This window comes from Kitasatospora sp. NPDC001540 (assembly GCF_042894345.1).
GTDB classification, from domain to species: domain Bacteria; phylum Actinomycetota; class Actinomycetes; order Streptomycetales; family Streptomycetaceae; genus Kitasatospora; species Kitasatospora phosalacinea_C.
The window spans coordinates 64,925-80,702 of sequence record NZ_JBIAVO010000035.1 but is presented as its reverse complement, the minus strand read 5'-3'; the positions used below and the strand labels follow the sequence as shown (position 1 = coordinate 80,702).

Below are 15,778 nucleotides of genomic sequence, written 5' to 3'. Positions count from 1 at the left end.
CTCGGCGGCTTCGCCGCCGACTGCCCGGCTATTCGGGCTTCGCCCGTTCGCGTGACGGATTTGGGTGGGTGGGGCAGGGGGTGGTGGAGGGTCAACTCCGCTGCTTCGCGCGGAGTTGGTGGAGTGGGTGGGGCCTTCGGCCCAGGGTCGCGGGGTGGTTGAGGGCGCGTCACTCGTTGGGGTGAGGTAGGGGGCGGCCTTCGCTCGATGGCATGCATCAAAAATTTGGCCCGCTGGACTCTGGAGTTGGGGCAAGGGTCTAGGTTGATTATTCGGCCGCTAAAGATTCACTCGGATAAATCCGGCGGAGTTCTTCCGTCAAGGCGCTAAGAAATCCGCACCTGGCTTCGCCTTGTCAGCTAATTTCGGGCGGAAGAAATGGACGTGGCGTGAGCAGCAATAGGGGATCGGGTGGTGGCGAATTCGGCTGGGCACGGTCGCACGCCAGTCGGGTTCCTTGGGACGGTCTGGATGGGTCTGGGGCTACGGCGGGGCACCGCGGGCCGATCCGGCGGGGGCGGGGTCCGGAGGAGCCCCCGTCGGCACTCCGCGCGGCTGGAAGCCACGCACGTCCGGCGGAAGGGCAGTTGACCCGCCGTCCGGTCCAGGTGGAGCGCAGCGAGCGCGGCACTGCCGGATCGGCCGCAGGCCGATGCTGCCGGACGGCGGGGGGGCCGCGTACGTGCCCGCGGGCACGTGGTGGTGGGCGGTGGTGGCGGGGCCTCGCGCGCGTGCGTCTTACTGAAAAGAGGGGCCGCCGTGGATTGGGGCTTTGACCTGGGGTTTTGCCGAGGGCTATGTGTTGGTTCTGGCACATTGACCTGCGGGTCTGTGCTGGGGCGGACACCGAGGGACCAGATTTGGCCCCGCAAAGAGGGACAAAAGCATTTGTGCTGCTCAGCCTGGGTGCCAGCGTCTCCCGCGTCGATGCTTGGTGTCGCACCCGACACAAGGGGGCCACGCCGACGGGGACAAAGTTCCCGGATTGCGGTGACAATCTCGGCTAGGGTGCCGGAGGACATGATCGGGACCGAGGAAGCGGAGCGCAGCGTGGCCCAGGCAAGGCGCGGCAAGGCCGGGGAGAGTCCCGAGCCGCCGCGGACGACGTCCTTGGCGGACAGCTTCGCCAAGGCGATGGAGCAGCGGCCCCCGAAGCCCGGCCGACCGGTGCAGGCCGCGAAGGTGGACTGGGTCTACCGGGCCCCGCACCAGGTCTTCGGTCGCGGGGGCTACAGCCAGGTCAGCAACGACTTCCTCTCCGAGGTCCTGGCCGTGCTGATCGCCCGTCACGGGATGTCGCCCGCGCAGTCGGCGGTGCTGGTGTTCTGCATGGGCCGTCAGCGCAAAGGCCGGCTCAAGGCCACCCACGTGGCCATCGCGAAGCACCTGGGGATCGAGCGGGCGAACGTGACCCGGGCCCTGGGCACGCTGGAGGGCTGGCATATGCTCCAGCGCCGGTCGAACTCGGTGATCGTGGTGAACCCGCTGATCTGCTTCAAGGGCAACGGCGACGTCCAGGAGGAGACGCTCGCCCAGCTGCGCGCGGACGCCTCGGCCGCCCTGCGCCAGCACTTCCCGCAGATGCGAGACGATGAGATGAAGAAGGCGGCGGAGAAGGAGTTCCCGAACTTCGTCCCGCCGAAGCTCCCGCCGCCGCGCAGCAGGCAGCTGGCGTTCGGGGACGACAACGACGACCTGGTGGTGGAGGGACAGGCATGCTGATTCAGTCGCACCTCGCTATGGCGCAGCTGCACCGTCTAGGGCTCTCCAAGGCCGCCTACGACGTTCTGAGCGCCATGTCGGAGGTCCAGCACTCCGGAGGCGAGGTGAACGCCTCACAGGCCGAGCTGGCGGCCTCCGTGGGGCTCAGCAAGAACCGGACGTCCATCGCGGTGAGCCAACTCGTGAAGCGGCACGTCGTGCTGCGTCCCGAGGGCCGCTACCGCAGCTACAACATCCACCCGCTGTTCGCCGGCTACAACACCGTCGAGGAGATGGAGGCGGGCATCACCGACGCCTTGCAGGCCATCCAGGCCGGCGAACTGCCCGAGCCTGCCGCGCCGACCCCCGTCCGGCACCTGAGCGCGGTGCCCTCCCGGAAGAAGAGCGCGTAGGAACTGAAGTCCGTGTCGGCGACAGGCTGACACTGCTGGATCGGAGTGGAGAGATGGGGGCGGAGATGGAAGAGCGAGGCATCTGGAAGCGGGCAGGGAACCGAGTGGCCACAGGGCTGGCAGAGGGGTTCGTCGTCACGGTGGAGCAGCGCAAGGTGACCCGCGAGATGGGGGAGGCGGTGTGGGAGAACCTGCCCCTGGTCCTGGAGGCGTTGTCGGACTTCGCGGACAAGGGGCGCGCGACTGCGCTCACGCAGCTCGCCGCGGTGGCCGACAGCCCCGATCAGGAAGAGCAGGTTCGTCAGGAGAGCGCGGCGACGGACTTGTTGAACGATGCCCGTGAGGCGAGGCACCTGAGGCAGTGGTTGTTGGAGGCTGGCCGCCGGTTGAGCGACGAACGGGTTGCTGACCTCATCTGACCCGCAGCACCCGCCTCTGGCCGTCCTCCCGCTCAGGAAGACGTACGGGCGGAGGCGATGTAAGGGTCGGTGTTGTCATCACAGGGTTGATCAGTTCGTTCTGCTCCGGCAGAACGAACTCGAGGTCCCGGTCGGGAACACCGCGCTCGGCGGTGTTCCCGACCGGGACCTGTCGCTGTGCCTACTCGAAGGCGGTGCGGGCCTCCAGGAGGTGCTGGGCGTGCTGCTGGCGGGCCCCGAGGGCGTTGGACAGGTTGCGGAACAGCAGGGCCAGGCCGCAGTGAGCGCCGCTCCCGCAGGCCTGCGCACAGCCGTCGCACTGCGAACCCGCGGCGGGGCAGGCGGCCGGGCAGGGGTGCCGGCGCTCGGCCTCCTCGAGGACCAGCGCGGGCAGCCGGGAGGCTGCTCGGACGGCGGGGTCGGCGTAGCAGCCGGTGCTGTTCAGGAAGGCCGTGGTGAGCCAGCTCTGGACGTCCAGGGCGGTGCGGTGGCCCGTGCGGGCGAGGACGTCCAGGAGGCGTTCGTCGCCGGGCTCGGGGGCGAGGTCGTTCAGCCGGCCGTGGTCGATCAGGCGCTGGATCTGGCGGCGGCGGCGCCCGTACGCGCCGGGTGCCGGGCTGGAGTTGGTGTGATCGGTCATCGGGCCAGGGTTCAACCGCTGGCCTGTGGACAGCGATCGCGCAAAACGGGGTGCTGGGTGTTGGAGCCGTCGGACATCATCAGGGGATGTCGAACCGCAAGCCGCTCCCGCCGACGTACAGCGACCGCCTCCTGGAACAATTGGCCGCGATCGAGGAGGACTTCGTCGCCGTCCTCGAAGCGTCGACCGTCCTCTACGTGAACCCGAACCGTCCAGGCGACGGATTCTTCTTCGTAGGTGCCGCGGATTGGGGCTGGGGGCCGAGCACTCCCGAGGTCGAACGCCAGCGGATGGGCCTGCTCGGCCGACTCCGGGACTGGGAGCCTCGCTTCCGGCTCCTGTTTCCTCACCCGACGCCCGAGACCGCCAAGAAGCTCGATGAGAACCTCGGTCTCCTGGAGCGCTGGCTGATCCGCTCGGATAGCTACGATCACTCCATCCCGCAGCACGTCCACCAGGCCGTCGACACACTGCACGCCGCTGTGGCGCAGCTGCGCGGTCTGACCGGCCTGCTGCCGGAGGACGAGTGGTCGGTGCGGTTGGTGGTGGACACCAACGCGCTGATCGACAACCCGGATCTGGCCGCGTACACGGCCGAGGCGGGGCCGCGGTACATGGCGCACCTGCTGCCGGTGGTGCTGCGGGAGATCGACGACCACAAGCGGGGCGGCCGGACGCCGGAGCTGCGGGAGGCGGCGAAGAAGGCCGACCGGCGGCTCAAGGGGCTGCGCAGCAACGGCGGTGACGTGACCCGCGGCGTCCGGGTCGCCGGCGACGTGCACGCGGTCTTCGAGCACATCGAGCCGAAGTCGGACGCCCTGCCCGCCTGGCTGGACCTGGACGTCCCGGACGACCGGTTCGTGGCCTCCACTCTGCTGCTGCAGTCCCGGCATCCCGGCTCGGCTTGGTACGTGGTCACCAGCGACCTCAACCTGCAGACCAAGCTGGCCGCCGTCTCCCTGCCCTTCATCGAGCCCTGAGCGACGGACTTCCCGCCCTTCGCTCAGGGACGCGTTCAGCGCTGGCCGAGCCCGTCGATCAGCTTCGCGAGGTTGCGGAGAGCTCGGCTGGAAGCGCCCCGGGCAGCCAGAGCGCCCAGGACGGCCTCGGGGTCGAGCCCTTCCGAGTCGGCCAGGTTCTGGAGGGTGCGCTGGGCCTGCTGCTTGCCGAACGGGTCGCCGAAGCCGTTGTTCTTATAGGAGTTCAACCGGTCGATGGCCTTGGCGAATCCGGGACTGGCCTCTTCCGGCCGCTCGTCCGGCCTGGTCAAGTCGATGGCCCCGAGCGCGCTCGCCCAGCCCCGGAGTGCGAAGCTTTGGACGCTCTCCACGACGGCCAACGACGACCCACGAGCGAGACGCATGGCGAAGTCGAGGGTCTTCTCGTCCGGCACGTACGCCAGCACGGGCCCGACGCCGCGTCCGACACGCTCGCGGGAAGCAGCTGGAGTCGTCACGGTGTGCTCGGCCGCGAAGGAGCGCAACGACGGAACCGACTCGTGCGCACGCCGGCCGTTGAGCACGAGCACGCCGGAAGCCCCCTGCTCGGCACACTCCCGCCGTATCCAGGACACAGCAAGGTCGGCTGCCAGTTCCCAGTCTCTCTCGGGATCGTCATCCGGTACCCAGGCCGCCCGCACGGTGCTGATCGCCACGGTCGACTCCTCTCTCCTCTTCCGAAACAGGCCGCGGACAGCGCGGCCTGGCCGATCACACTACGGTCCATCTCGGACAAGTCGCTGCTCCCATCTGCTGGTTGGAGCTGGTGAGACGTGCCTCGGGACGCGCCCGAGGCGCCGAAGCCGATGGGCCGGGAGACTTCCGAGACAGCGAACAGGCCCGGTTCCTGGGCGACCGTGGCGGAGGCGAATCCGGCGGAGCAATGTCCGTTCCAAAGGATTCTTTTCCAGCGACCGGTCCGTTCCAGAAAATGGCCGAGCAGAATTCTTCTACGGCTTGTGAATTCCGTCGCGCAGCTCGGCTCTGCTCCGCGCTGAAGTGGAACCGGTGGTCCCTTCGGGCTGGGATTCTGTGGATTTTTCGGCTCTCGGATGCCTTCGGCCGGTCGCAACATCAGCGAAGGGCGAGCGGGTCCGTCATGGAAGCGGAAGCGCCGAATCCTGTGAAGGAGCGACGATGGCTCAATCAACTGCCGCTTGCTGCAGTTGATTTGACGAAGAAATGCCTCGAGGCGGACCTGGTGCGGGCCGCCCCGAGGACGATGCCAGTTCAGGTCGAAGTCGTCGACGTCGTATTCGAAGTCCTCGCCTCGGAAGCCGCCGTAGGAGCCGCCGCTGAAGTGCTGGTCCAGGGCCTCGCCGAGGATCTCGCGGACCTCGCCTTCGTCCTGGGCGAGGGCGAAGGCGGCGGCGGCCTGGTCGCCGGTGAGGCCGAGGTGGATGTCGCAGGCCCGCGGGAGGTCCGAAGTCTCTCTGGTCAACATCGACTTGCCCTGTACACGTCCGAGTGCTTTCGCCTGTACAGCACCGTGTCGGGCTGGTCGGCGGCGGTGCTACCGCGATCCTGTGCTACTGAGAGGGTGCCGTCCGATTCGGTGCCCGGTCGGTTCTGAGAGCTCATGATGGCCAACCCTTCCCAGACCGGTTCAGCACCGGTACCCCACCCTGCACTCGGCCCGCGGGCGACCCTGGGGGCGCTCGACCCGTCGGTCTTCTCCCGCGTGCTGGAGAGAGCATGCGCCGACCGGCATCTGCCTCCCGAGTTGGATGCGGAAGCGGTGCTCCGGGCGGGCTCCGGAAGGCTGGGAGCCAAGGACCTGAGACTGCTGCTGCTGCGCATCCCCGTCTTCGCATCGGCGGCGAACGCGGTGAGCGCGGCGTGGGCCGCGGTGACGGCCTCCTCGGAGATCGCCACGTCGGTGATGCACTCCCACGCCCAGGACGTCGGCGATCTCAACGCGTTCGCGGTGCGCGACGTGGCCACGAGCGTCGAGGGGACTTTCGGGGCGCAAGCAGCCTGGCGCGGCCCGGACGGCGCAGCCCACGGGGCGGTAGTGGTGCGGGCAACGAAGAAGGCGGCCCATCAGCGCGCGGCTGTGAGTCTTCTCGGGCACCTGTGCGGGGCCGAGCCGGTGGAGCAGGAGGAACTGGGCCGCCGGTGGGTGCCGGCTCCGCGGTATTCGGGCGGCTCGATCGGGGAGAGGGCGGAGCTCTCGTTCGCGGTCCGGCTGCAGCAGGCACTGGAACTTCCGCAGGTGGCTCCCGCGGTGGTGGCAGAGGTAGCGGCTCGCATCGTCGCGGGGGAGTTGATCCCGCGCGACGTGCACGCGGTGCTGTTCACGGCGGTGTCGCCGGGGTGGGCGCCGGCGCGGACGGCTGCGCTGCGGGCGGCGGCGGCCGAGCCCGGTCTGTCGGTGGCTGTCCTGACGCTGTACCAGTCGGCGCGCAACTTGCCCGCCCCGGGCTTTGACGACGAGCGCAAGGACGGCGGAAGCGGGCTGTTCCGCTCCCGGGTGCGGTGCGCGATCGACGGGCGGGTGGTCGACGTGGTCGGGCCGTGGGTGACGAGCAAGCGGCTCGCCCGCGGCGCAGCGGCGATCCAGGTCCTGGCGGACCTTGCCGAACTGCCCCTCGAAGGGGTCTTCGTGCAGCCGTCGTCGGCAGTGGAGCCGTTGCCCGAGAAGCGGGATGCGGGCAGCGACGAGGACGAACTGTGGCGCCTCCAGGAACGGGGGACGATTCGCGATCTGGTGTTCAAGGACCAGCCCGGCATCACTGGTCTGGAGCCTTTGTACGTGTGTGTCGCGGCGTGCGCCGACGCCGGGCGGGTCGTGTCGGGTACTGGCAGGTCGCTGGGGCGTTCCAGCGCTCGGGCGCAGGCCGCGCAAGAACTACTGGCGGCGGTCCGGCTCTCGAAGGCCCCGAAGGCGGTGCGGCAGGGGCGTGTGCCGGTGCCTGTCAATCCGCGCACGAACCCGTTGATGGTGCTCAACGAGCTGAAGCAGAAGGGCTTGATCGACAAGCTCTCCGTGGGAGATTCCGTTCATCTCCCCGGGGCCGGCTTCGAAGCCGTCATCACCTGCCGCGTGAGGGTCCACGGCACCGTGTTCACCGAGAAGCTCAGCGCCGAGGGGACGGGGGCGACCAAGCGTGCGGCGCAGCACAGTGCGGCCGAAGCGTTGGTGGAGCAGTTGGCGACCCCGGTGGAAACGGAGTCCGGCCCGGTGGCAGTGCCGGCGCACGGTGTGGTGCCGCGGCCCGGGCAGAGCGGGTCTGGATTCGGGCCTGCGGGATTGACGGCGGGGGCCCTGCAGGTGGAGGCCGCCGGGGCGGCGCTGGTCGGTGTGCTGGAGCAGGGTGCCGAGGTGACCGTCGACCTGCAGAACGCGGCGGCGCGTTTCCTGGTCTACCGGCCCGACGGTCTGCCGATGGAACCGAACTGTCCGCCGCCCGTGCAGCGGTGCACGGCGACGCTGGTGCTGCCGCGGGAGGGGGTCGCGGTGGGGCCGGGGCCGGTGGAGTGCTGGCAGGTGCCGGTGCGGTTGCTGGCGAACGCGCTCGCCCTGGTCGAGGGTGGAGGCAAGGAGTCCCACTCGGCCGCTGTGTGGCGGCAGGTGATTCGCCTGGGCCTGGAAGTCGTTGCCGACGGGCGGGTGAGGCCCGGGTTGGACGCGGCCGGTCGGGATGTGTGGCGGGCCGAACCGCTGACCGAGCAGGAGAAGAAGCGGGCCCGGCAGCTGCGGCAGGCCCTGACCCCGCCCGCGCACTGCGGGCTGGTGTCGGATGCGAAGCCGTTCCGGCTGTGGGCGCCGCGGGTGGTTGTGCGGGCCGCGCTGGACGCGGTCGCCGAGGCGATGCTCCGCGGCCCGGGCACCGCCGTCGTCCTGGGCGGCGCTCCCTTCACCGCTCCGCTGCCCCGCGTGCAGTCGCACAGCCCTCTGGTGGACTGGGCCGACGACATGGAGGAGCAGCGCGCCGGCGGCCGGGCACTGGATCTGGTGCTGTCCGTGCGCGCACCGCGCAAGAACAGCCCGGAGGACACCGAACTGCTCTGGGCCGACCTCCGGCTCCGCGACCCCCGTGCCGAACCCGCACGGAGGTCGTGGGTCATGGCCGCCTCGACAGCGAACGACCCGCAGATCACGATGCTCCTGCGCCGGCAACTACGGCGCCTGGCCGCGCTGTGGCCGCCCCTGGAGCGGCTCCTGGAGCGTCCGGTCGCCGACGAGTTCACCCTGCGGGCCACCGAAGCCGTTGTCCTGCGCGGCAACATGGCGAAGGACCTCGCGCGCCTTGGCATGGCGATCGAGTGGGAGGGCAAGTGGACTGACCGGCTGCGCACTCGCGTGGTGCTGGGGTCGCCGTCGCCGTGCCCACCATCGGCGCAGCGGCCGTCCTTTTCCTTGACGGATGTCCTCGACGGGCGCTGGCAGATGTCCGTCGCCGACGAGGACCTCACCGAAGAAGAGATGGACGGCCTCGCCGACACCCTCGTGCCGCTGTCCAAGGTCCGCGGGCAGTGGGTCCTCGTCGACGAGGACACGGCCCGTCGCGCCGCCGACCGCCAGCTGCCCCCGCTCTCCTCCGGGGAGGCCCTGCGGGCTTCCCTCACCGGTGAACTCCTCGTCGAAGGCCACCTCGTCCACTGCGAGCCAGCCGAGGCGCTCGCCGATCTCGTCGACTTCCTGCGCAACGGCACCCGCGCCACCCCCGTGCAGACCCCTGAGGGACTCCACGCCGGTCTGCGCGACTATCAGCGCCTGGGCATGGCATGGCTGGCCAACACCACCGACGCTGGCTTCGGGGCGCTGCTCGCCGACGACATGGGCATGGGCAAGACCCTCACCGCGCTCGCCCTGCACCTGCACCGACGCGGCGAAGGACGCCGCCCGGCAGGTCCGACGCTGGTCCTCTGCCCCGCCTCCGTCATGATCAACTGGGAACGCGAGGCCCACCGCTTCGCTCCGGGCGTCCCCACCCTTCGCTACCACGGCCCCGACCGCAGCCTCGACGACGCCACCGACCAGACCCTCGTGATCACCACCTACGAGACCCTGCGCCGCGATGCCCAGGTGCTGGCCGAGCACCTCTTCGACCTGGTCATCGCCGACGAAGGACAAACGATCAAGAACCAGCGTGCGGCCACCAGCCGCGCCGCCCGTGCCCTGCGATCCAGCTGCCGGATCGCCCTCACCGGCACCCCGGTGGAGAACCACCTCGGCGACGCATGGGCGATCATGGACTTCCTCAACCCCGGCCTGTTCGGCACCTACCGCGCCTTCCGCGAGCAGTACGCCAAGCCCATCGAGGACAACGTCACCGACAGCAGCCTCACCGACCGCCTCGCGGTCCTGCTGTCCGCGTTCATGCTGCGCCGGCGCAAGAGCGACCCCGGCCTCCTGTCCGAACTGCCGCCCAAGCACGTCGGATCGCGGATCGTCACCCTGTCCGACGAACAGGTCCACCTCTACAACGAGGTCGCCGACCGCGCCCTGCACGAACTGCGCGACAGCGACGGCATCGCCCGCAAGGGCCTGCTGCTGACCCTGTTCGTAGACCTCCAGAAGATCTGCAACTCTCCGGCCCACTACCTGCGTCTGCCGGCGGACGCCCCCTGGGACCCCGTCCGGGAATCCGCCCGTTCCGCGAAGCTCGCCGCCCTCGACGACCTGCTCCCGGTCCTCAACGACCCGGAGGAGTCCACCCTGATCTTCACCCGCTACAGGACGATGGCCCGCCAGCTCCTGCAGCACCTGCGCGCCCATGACCTGGAACCCCTGTACTTCAGCGGCGACCTCGCCCCCGGCGCCCCGCGCCAGCAGGTCGTCGACGCCTTCCAGTCCGCCCGCGGCCAGGTGATGGTCATGACGCTCCAGGCCGGCGGCACCGGTCTCACCCTCACCCAGGCCAGCCACGTCGTCCTGTTCGACCGGCCGTGGAACCCCGCCAAGGAGAACCAGGCCGTCGACCGCGCCCACCGCATCGGCCAGCAACGCCCGCTGACGGTGCACAGGATCATCACCGAGAACACCCTCGAAGACCGCGTCGACGAACTCCTGCGCCACAAGCGGGCCCTCGCCGACGCCGTCCTCACCGACGGCTACTCGGCCCTGACCGAACTGACCGACGACCAGATCTACGACCTGATCGCCCTGGGAGCCCAGCGATGACCGCCAGCCTCCACCTCACCGCCCACCACGCCTGGGCCTGGTACGCGGAAGCCGAACTCCCCCTCCTCCCCGACCACACGCCCGCCCTCTCCACCGACCCGCAACCGGCTGCACCGGCGTGGCCCTGCCCACCCCCGCCGGCACCCGACCAGGACCAGCTCCTGGCCCTGGTCGCCGACGCCGCTGCGCAGGCACGCGCCCACCTCCTCACCGGCACCCCACTCGCCTGCGCACGCGACGACGACGCCGTCCGCCTCGCCGCCGCCGTCCCGCGCGCCCGGCTGGCGGACATCGCCGAGCGACTCAACATCGACATCGCCGAACTCAGAGAACGCGCCCGCCGCTGACCCCGGGCGCCGTCCGATTCACACGATTGCCCGCTCGAGGCCGACCCGCCGAGGGCGGCACGGCTTCAAATCCCACACCACCGCCCCACCGGACGGTACGGTTCCACCACAGCGCCGAGCGCTGTTCTTTGCGGACGGTGGCCAGGACGCCTCTAGCTCCTGGCCACCGGACTGCGGAAAGAAACCCTGAATATGGAGTACACCCCGGCCGCAGCGCCGAAGATCACCGCTTTCAGGCGCACCGGCTCCCCCCGGCGGGTGGACGTCCCCGCCCAGGACCTCGAGCAGATCCTGCCGCTCCTGCGCACTCTCACGGACAATTCTCAGGCCCAGCAGCTCGTCGAGCGCTACACCAAAGTGCTGCAGCCCCGCTGCTACTGGAGTTCCCCGCGTCGTTCGAGGTGGGGGTCTCAGCCAGCCTGGGGGATGTGCCGCGTTGCCGTCGAACTCCCCTCGCAGCGCTGCCTGGAGCACTCCCACTGGCCGCTGCGCGAAGGCGCCGCCGATCCGTGGCCGGACCGTTGTGAGACCACGCTCGACGCGGAGCTCGACGAACCCGGCTGGGAGCGGGACTCCGCAGGGCTGCGCTGCCCCTACGAGAAGGCCCCCGGAAGTACCCGGTGCCTCCATCACGACCCGCACCCCGACACCCTGTGCGGCTTCGCACTCGCCTCCGGCGAGCCCTGCCCCGTCCCCGAGGTCTTCTATCCGTGCGCGAAGCACCGGTTCAAGAAGATCGATCTCGCGGATGCCGAGATCGACCGCGTCGCAGCGGGTCTTCGGTGCTCCACATGCAGCGCCGAGGCATCCGCGCCCTGCACAGCCCGAAGCGGCCGCCCCGTCGCCCTTCACATCGCCCGGAAGCGCGCCGCCCAGAAGACGGAGCGGGGCAAGGAGCTGCTGGAGAGGAAGGCGTTCCTCTCCGGGAAGTCCGAAGGGTGACGGCGGCGACGATGTCGCCGTTGCAGATCGCGGCGCCGGTCATTGAGTCGCCCTTGACGGTGAGGGGGAACAGGTCGCCCTCACCGACGAGTTGGCGGAGCAGCGGCAGAACGTCCTCGACAGCCTGTTCGGTGAGGATCGGGCCGCCGGCGGTGATCCGGCCCACCAGCGCCACATGGACGGTCGACGGACCGGTGGCGGGGTCCGTCCGGCGCTCTACCGCTCCCGGGCCGCGGCGCTGTACCCGCTGACCACTGCTGCCGCGTAGCGGCGCAGGCCCTTCAGGTAGCAGCGCTTGCATGGCCTCCTCGGGTCGCCGCCCTTCTTGCCGTGCTTGCACGTGGCTTTGATGCTGTTCTGGATGGTGAGCAGCATGCCGTCGTTCTTCGCCTGCTCCTCGGGGAAGTTGTCGGCCCGCGCGAGGTCGAGCCGATCGGCCAGGGCCTCGCCGCCGGGCGACAGGGGCGTCTTCAGCGCCAGTTGCTGAGGGCAGGCGTCGAGGGTTTGCCGCAGGGCGAGCGTGGCCAGTCCCCGTCCGCGGTACTCGGGCTTGATGTAGATGATCTCGACCGAGGCCCGGCCGGCGTCCAACGCCATAAACCCGGCGTCCTGGCCGTCGACGTGGATGAAGACGGTGATCAGGTAGTCCGCACAGGGGTTGCCGAAGGCGAACTCGTTGATCCGTTGGAACTCCTCCAGCAGGTAGTCGGTGAACATCCCCTGCAGGCTCTCGACATCCCTTTCCACCTGCGGGTCGAAGCTCTCGAACGTGATGCCGTCCGCCAGTTGTACGCTCATGTCTCCTCCTTCGGTCGACCGGAGTCCGCCGCGGGCTCGGCACCAGTTTCGTGGTCCGGCAGTGGTGGATCTTGGCGCGGGTCGGTGCGGGTCACTCCTCCCGGCCGCCGGGAAGGACCCACGGAACCGGGCTGGCGGGGGCGAAATCGCCGAGGTCCAGGGCTGCGTCGCGCCAGTTGGAGACCAGCTCCAGCAGTCGGACGGTGTCGGCGGGGAACGGCCGAGCCTCGACGCCGGGGACGACCGGCTGAGAGAAAAAGGGGCGGCCCAAGTGCGGGCCGCCCCTTGGTGATGGGCTGTGGTCAGCTCAGGTCGAAGTCGTCGGTGTCGTACTCGAAGTCGTCCGGGCTGAAGCCGCCGTAGGAGCCGCCGTTGAAGTAGTCGGCCAGGGCCCGGCCGATGATCTCGCGGACCTCTCCTTCGTCCTGGGCGAGGGCGAGGGCGGCGGCCTGGTCGCCGGTGAGGTCGAGGTGGATGTCGCGGGCGCGGACGGCGTCCGAGCCCTGGATGTTGAAGGTGTGGGTGCGGCCAACTCGGGCGGTGATCCCGGAGTGCGGGCCGAGCTGGGCCAGCTGCCTGGCCCTGCGGGCGCGGCCGCGCTCGGTGGTCTGCACCTCGACGGCCTCCGTGCGCAGCCGTCCCTGGTGGGGTCCGGTGGGGTGGCGGCTGCCGTCGACCCAGCGCTGGACGGTGCGGGCGGAGACGCCGTAGGCGGCGGCCATCGCTCTGGTGCTGCCGCCGTATTTGCGTTCCCGGACCTGCCCGGCCTGGGTGGTGGTCTGGACAGGGGCCCGCCTGGAGGGGAACAGCGTTTCGCGGACCCTCCCGAACAGGCCGCGGAATCCGCCGGCCATCAGTTCTCAACTTCCTTCTGCTCGTCGGTGCTCTCGGACTCGGTGGCGGTGCTGGTCTGGATCGGGGTGCCGTCGGTGGCGTACTGGTGGGTGAGCTTGGAGGGGTGCTCGCGGCGCTCCATCGCCTCCACCGCGGCCTGCAGCGGGATCGACGACTCGTGCTTGTGGCTGCCCGGGGCGATGCCCAGGCGCAGCGCGCCGGGCACCGGGGAGCCGTCGTCCTTGATGGGCAGGAGCTCGATCGGGGAGGGCTGGTCGGTGGCGTAGAGATAGGAGTCGACGTTGACCGCGAAGGGGGCCCGGCCGGTGAGCAGGTAGGTCTTGCGCAGGCGGCGGTGGGCGGCGATGCGGGCGGCGGCGATGATGTGGAAGCGGATCTCCGGCCGGTACGACCAGGAGGCGGCGACCTTCTCCAGCCACTGCTCGTCGTTGAGGTGGCGGGCGGAGTCGGACCACTTCCCGATCCCGCCCTTGTAGATGTTCTTGTACAGCTTGGCCAGCGTCAGGGCGTCGGCGCGTACCGCGTCGGTGCCGACCTCCTTGTGGACCGCGTACGCGGCGAGGAACTCCTCCGGCCCCTGGCCGTCGATGAGGCCGAGGTCGGCGTAGACCCGCTTGTAGCCGCCCCGCACCCGCGTCGTCCACTCCTTGAGCAGCGGCGCGGTGTGCGTGGACAGGTACGCCTCGGTGATGCTGGCCGAGTCGAAGCCGTACGTGGAGGCCATGTAGGCGACGGTGGGGGTGGCGTACCAGCCGGGCCCGGTGGGCGGGCGGCCGTGGAAGGTGGCGGGGTGCGGCAGCAGCTCGTCGACCTCGACGCCGGTGAAGTCGCACAGCCACAGGCCCGCGGTCTTGCCCTTGCCCCAGGACGGGTTGCTCACGTGCTCCAGCTCACCGATCGGCAGCGGCAGGGAGTCGGTCACCGACAGGTAGGAGGCGCAGACGTCGACCGCGACCGCGAACTGGCGGCCGTTCTCGTCGTCGGTGAGCTGCCGGGCCCACCACTTGTAGTCCTCCTCCTCGCACACCGTCCGGCTCTGGGAGAGGAGTTCGCGGGTGAGGGGGTGGCGGGCGCCGGCCGCGATGGGCACGCACCGGTCCCCGGCCGGGAGCGCGCCCTCGCGCAGGTGCGAGGACCACTCCCCCGTCGCCTCGTCCTTCACCCACTCCACCCGCGGCCGGACCGCGTCCAGGAGCAGCATCGCGGTGGAGGCGGTGGTCGCGCCCGGGGCGACGCCGAGGTCGGCGGTGAAGGCCCGGTAGCGGCGGGCGAACGTCGCCCCGTCCCGGGCGCCGTCGGGGGCGGTGGCGAGCGGCGCGGCCAGCGCGCTGACGGCCTGCTGCCGGGCATCGCCCTGCCCCAGCCACGGCGCGACGGTCACCTGCAGCGAGGTCTTCGGCCCGCCCGCCGACCCGGCACGGCGGAACGCCCGGAACACCGGCCCGATGCTCTCGGAGACCTCCATGCCCACGGCCGCGGCGGCCTTCGCGAGCTTCGCCTGCAGCGCGTTCAGTGCCTTGCCGGTGCTCGGCAGCGTGGCGGGCAGGCCGAGCTGCTTGAGGGCGGCGGCGGTCAGGCACACCGCGCCGTCCCCGCCCCGGCCCTGCGGGTGGGCGCGCTCGACCCGCAGCGGCAGCCCGGTGCCCAGCCACGCGAACCAGTCCGCCAGCTTCGGCCCGGCCGGGACCGGGAAGCTCGGCACGTCCAGCACCCAGGTGCCGTCCTCGGCGACATCCAGCGCCACCACCGGCACCCACCGGCTGGCCACCGGCGCGGCCGCCGCGGCCGAACCGGCGGCGCGCGGCGCGGACGGACGGCCCTGGGAACGGGCCGGGGTCGGGCGCTGTCCGCCCCGCGCCGGAGCAGCGGCGGCCTGCGGTGCGGGCCGGGACTGCGGGGCAGCCGCCGGTACCGGAGTGCTCTGCGCGGGTTCGGCCTGGGCGGCCGGGACGTCCGTGCCCTGGGCGGCCGGGGCCGGAGCGGCGGCCGCGGGGGCCTGAGGCTCGGCCGGGGTAGTGGCCGCGGGCGCGGGGGTGGCGGCCGCGGGACGGCAGAAGCCGCCGAGGTGCATCGGGCGGCCCTGGGCCCGGTAGACGGAGGGCTGTCCGCACTGCACGCACGGCGCGGCCGGGCCCATCACCAGCGAACCATCCGGGTTCTGATCCAGCGCCACACCCTGCTGTGGCGCAGCGGCGGCCGTCTGCTGCACCGGCGCGGCGGACGACACCGGGGCGGGAGGTGCGGTGGGCTGTTTGGAGGCGGGGAAGCGGGCGGCCAGGCCCTCCAGCAGACGCATGTAGGCGGGGGCGACGTCCGGGCCTGGGACGGCGGCGCCGTCTTCCCACTGTGTCACCAGAGCGGAGTTGACGCGCAGCGCCGCGGCGATCTGCGCGGGCGTCAGCCCGGCGGCCAGGCGCAGCCGCTTGCGCTCCGCCGGAGCCGGGAGCCCGGTGCTCACGGCGGCGAGCAACGCGTCCACGGAGTCGAACAGCTCGTCGGACATCGAGGTCCGCCCCTCCTATGTGATGGCGTACG

Annotated in this window: 14 protein-coding genes and 1 pseudogene; 8 read left to right on the top strand and 7 right to left on the bottom strand. The window is 70.8% G+C overall.

The window, feature by feature from the left end; genetic code table 11:
* Window positions 1-1,020: 1,020 nt before the first annotated feature.
* From ACFY00_RS30905 to ACFY00_RS30895, 3 genes are read left to right on the top strand one after another with little or no spacing between them, the layout of a single operon-like run.
* Window positions 1,021-1,722, top strand: a complete 702-nt coding sequence (locus ACFY00_RS30905) for a replication/maintenance protein RepL (protein WP_388035510.1) — start codon at window positions 1,021-1,023, stop codon at window positions 1,720-1,722.
* A complete protein-coding gene (locus ACFY00_RS30900) occupies window positions 1,716-2,114 on the top strand; it encodes a hypothetical protein (RefSeq protein ID WP_388035508.1) in 399 nt (132 codons plus the stop codon). Before ACFY00_RS30905 ends, ACFY00_RS30900 begins: the two co-directional genes overlap by 7 nt.
* A 53-nt stretch (window positions 2,115-2,167) precedes the next feature.
* Window positions 2,168-2,533, top strand: coding sequence for a hypothetical protein (locus tag ACFY00_RS30895; RefSeq protein ID WP_388035506.1), 366 nt, complete (start codon window positions 2,168-2,170; stop codon window positions 2,531-2,533).
* A gap of 181 nt (window positions 2,534-2,714) precedes the next feature.
* Here the strand turns inward: ACFY00_RS30895 and ACFY00_RS30890 are convergent, their stop codons facing one another.
* The gene (locus ACFY00_RS30890; RefSeq protein ID WP_388035503.1) at window positions 2,715-3,173 is read right to left on the bottom strand and encodes a hypothetical protein; all 459 of its coding nucleotides are present in this window, start codon (window positions 3,171-3,173) and stop codon (window positions 2,715-2,717) included.
* A gap of 86 nt (window positions 3,174-3,259) precedes the next feature.
* On the opposite strand from ACFY00_RS30890, the gene ACFY00_RS30885 reads away from it, so the two are divergent.
* The gene (locus tag ACFY00_RS30885) at window positions 3,260-4,153 is read left to right on the top strand and encodes a PIN domain-containing protein (protein WP_388035501.1); all 894 of its coding nucleotides are present in this window, start codon (window positions 3,260-3,262) and stop codon (window positions 4,151-4,153) included.
* A gap of 35 nt (window positions 4,154-4,188) precedes the next feature.
* Here the strand turns inward: ACFY00_RS30885 and ACFY00_RS30880 are convergent, their stop codons facing one another.
* Window positions 4,189-4,827: a hypothetical protein gene (locus tag ACFY00_RS30880; RefSeq protein WP_388035499.1), complete on the bottom strand. Its 639-nt coding sequence runs from the start codon at window positions 4,825-4,827 to the stop codon at window positions 4,189-4,191.
* Window positions 4,828-5,270: 443 nt separating this feature from the next.
* Here ACFY00_RS30880 and ACFY00_RS30875 point away from each other — a divergent pair, with 443 nt between their 5' ends.
* From ACFY00_RS30875 to ACFY00_RS30860, 4 genes are all read left to right on the top strand, one after another.
* Window positions 5,271-5,744 carry a hypothetical protein gene (locus ACFY00_RS30875; protein WP_388035498.1) on the top strand — a complete coding sequence of 158 codons (474 nt, stop codon included), beginning with the start codon at window positions 5,271-5,273 and terminating at the stop codon, window positions 5,742-5,744.
* A 6-nt stretch (window positions 5,745-5,750) separates the two neighbouring features.
* Window positions 5,751-10,301, top strand: coding sequence for an SNF2-related protein (locus ACFY00_RS30870; protein ID WP_388035496.1), 4,551 nt, complete (start codon window positions 5,751-5,753; stop codon window positions 10,299-10,301).
* Window positions 10,298-10,648, top strand: a complete 351-nt coding sequence (locus ACFY00_RS30865; protein WP_388035493.1) for a hypothetical protein — start codon at window positions 10,298-10,300, stop codon at window positions 10,646-10,648. The genes ACFY00_RS30870 and ACFY00_RS30865 overlap by 4 nt, the downstream gene beginning before the upstream one ends.
* Window positions 10,649-10,840: 192 nt before the next feature.
* Window positions 10,841-11,590: a hypothetical protein gene (locus ACFY00_RS30860; protein ID WP_388035512.1), complete on the top strand. Its 750-nt coding sequence runs from the start codon at window positions 10,841-10,843 to the stop codon at window positions 11,588-11,590.
* A 7-nt stretch (window positions 11,591-11,597) separates the two neighbouring features.
* On the opposite strand, the pseudogene ACFY00_RS30855 reads toward ACFY00_RS30860, so the two are convergent.
* The 5 genes and pseudogenes from ACFY00_RS30855 to ACFY00_RS30835 form a co-directional block, all read right to left on the bottom strand.
* Window positions 11,598-11,765 (bottom strand): annotated as a pseudogene (locus tag ACFY00_RS30855) (LexA family protein); the annotation flags it as partial.
* A gap of 41 nt (window positions 11,766-11,806) precedes the next feature.
* Complete coding sequence (locus ACFY00_RS30850) at window positions 11,807-12,388, bottom strand: GNAT family N-acetyltransferase (RefSeq protein WP_388035491.1); 582 nt, start codon at window positions 12,386-12,388, stop codon at window positions 11,807-11,809.
* Between the two features lie 91 nt (window positions 12,389-12,479).
* Window positions 12,480-12,659 (bottom strand): hypothetical protein, encoded by a 180-nt coding sequence (locus ACFY00_RS30845; RefSeq protein ID WP_388035489.1) that lies wholly within the window; start codon window positions 12,657-12,659, stop codon window positions 12,480-12,482.
* A 31-nt stretch (window positions 12,660-12,690) separates the two neighbouring features.
* A complete protein-coding gene (locus ACFY00_RS30840; protein ID WP_388035487.1) occupies window positions 12,691-13,242 on the bottom strand; it encodes a helix-turn-helix domain-containing protein in 552 nt (183 codons plus the stop codon).
* On the bottom strand, window positions 13,242-15,746 hold the full coding sequence (locus tag ACFY00_RS30835) for a multiprotein-bridging factor 1 family protein (RefSeq protein WP_388035484.1): 2,505 nt from the start codon (window positions 15,744-15,746) through the stop codon (window positions 13,242-13,244). Before ACFY00_RS30835 ends, ACFY00_RS30840 begins: the two co-directional genes overlap by 1 nt.
* Window positions 15,747-15,778: the final 32 nt, after the last annotated feature.

Coding starts and splice junctions, on each gene's coding strand:
- ACFY00_RS30905 (WP_388035510.1), top strand. CDS start 1,021: ATGATCGGGACCGAGGAAGCGGAGCGCAGCGTGGCCCAGGCAAGGCGC.
- ACFY00_RS30900 (WP_388035508.1), top strand. CDS start 1,716: ATGCTGATTCAGTCGCACCTCGCTATGGCGCAGCTGCACCGTCTAGGG.
- ACFY00_RS30895 (WP_388035506.1), top strand. CDS start 2,168: ATGGGGGCGGAGATGGAAGAGCGAGGCATCTGGAAGCGGGCAGGGAAC.
- ACFY00_RS30890 (WP_388035503.1), bottom strand. CDS start 3,173: ATGACCGATCACACCAACTCCAGCCCGGCACCCGGCGCGTACGGGCGC.
- ACFY00_RS30885 (WP_388035501.1), top strand. CDS start 3,260: ATGTCGAACCGCAAGCCGCTCCCGCCGACGTACAGCGACCGCCTCCTG.
- ACFY00_RS30875 (WP_388035498.1), top strand. CDS start 5,271: ATGGAAGCGGAAGCGCCGAATCCTGTGAAGGAGCGACGATGGCTCAAT.
- ACFY00_RS30870 (WP_388035496.1), top strand. CDS start 5,751: ATGATGGCCAACCCTTCCCAGACCGGTTCAGCACCGGTACCCCACCCT.
- ACFY00_RS30865 (WP_388035493.1), top strand. CDS start 10,298: ATGACCGCCAGCCTCCACCTCACCGCCCACCACGCCTGGGCCTGGTAC.
- ACFY00_RS30860 (WP_388035512.1), top strand. CDS start 10,841: ATGGAGTACACCCCGGCCGCAGCGCCGAAGATCACCGCTTTCAGGCGC.
- ACFY00_RS30850 (WP_388035491.1), bottom strand. CDS start 12,388: ATGAGCGTACAACTGGCGGACGGCATCACGTTCGAGAGCTTCGACCCG.
- ACFY00_RS30840 (WP_388035487.1), bottom strand. CDS start 13,242: ATGGCCGGCGGATTCCGCGGCCTGTTCGGGAGGGTCCGCGAAACGCTG.
- ACFY00_RS30835 (WP_388035484.1), bottom strand. CDS start 15,746: ATGTCCGACGAGCTGTTCGACTCCGTGGACGCGTTGCTCGCCGCCGTG.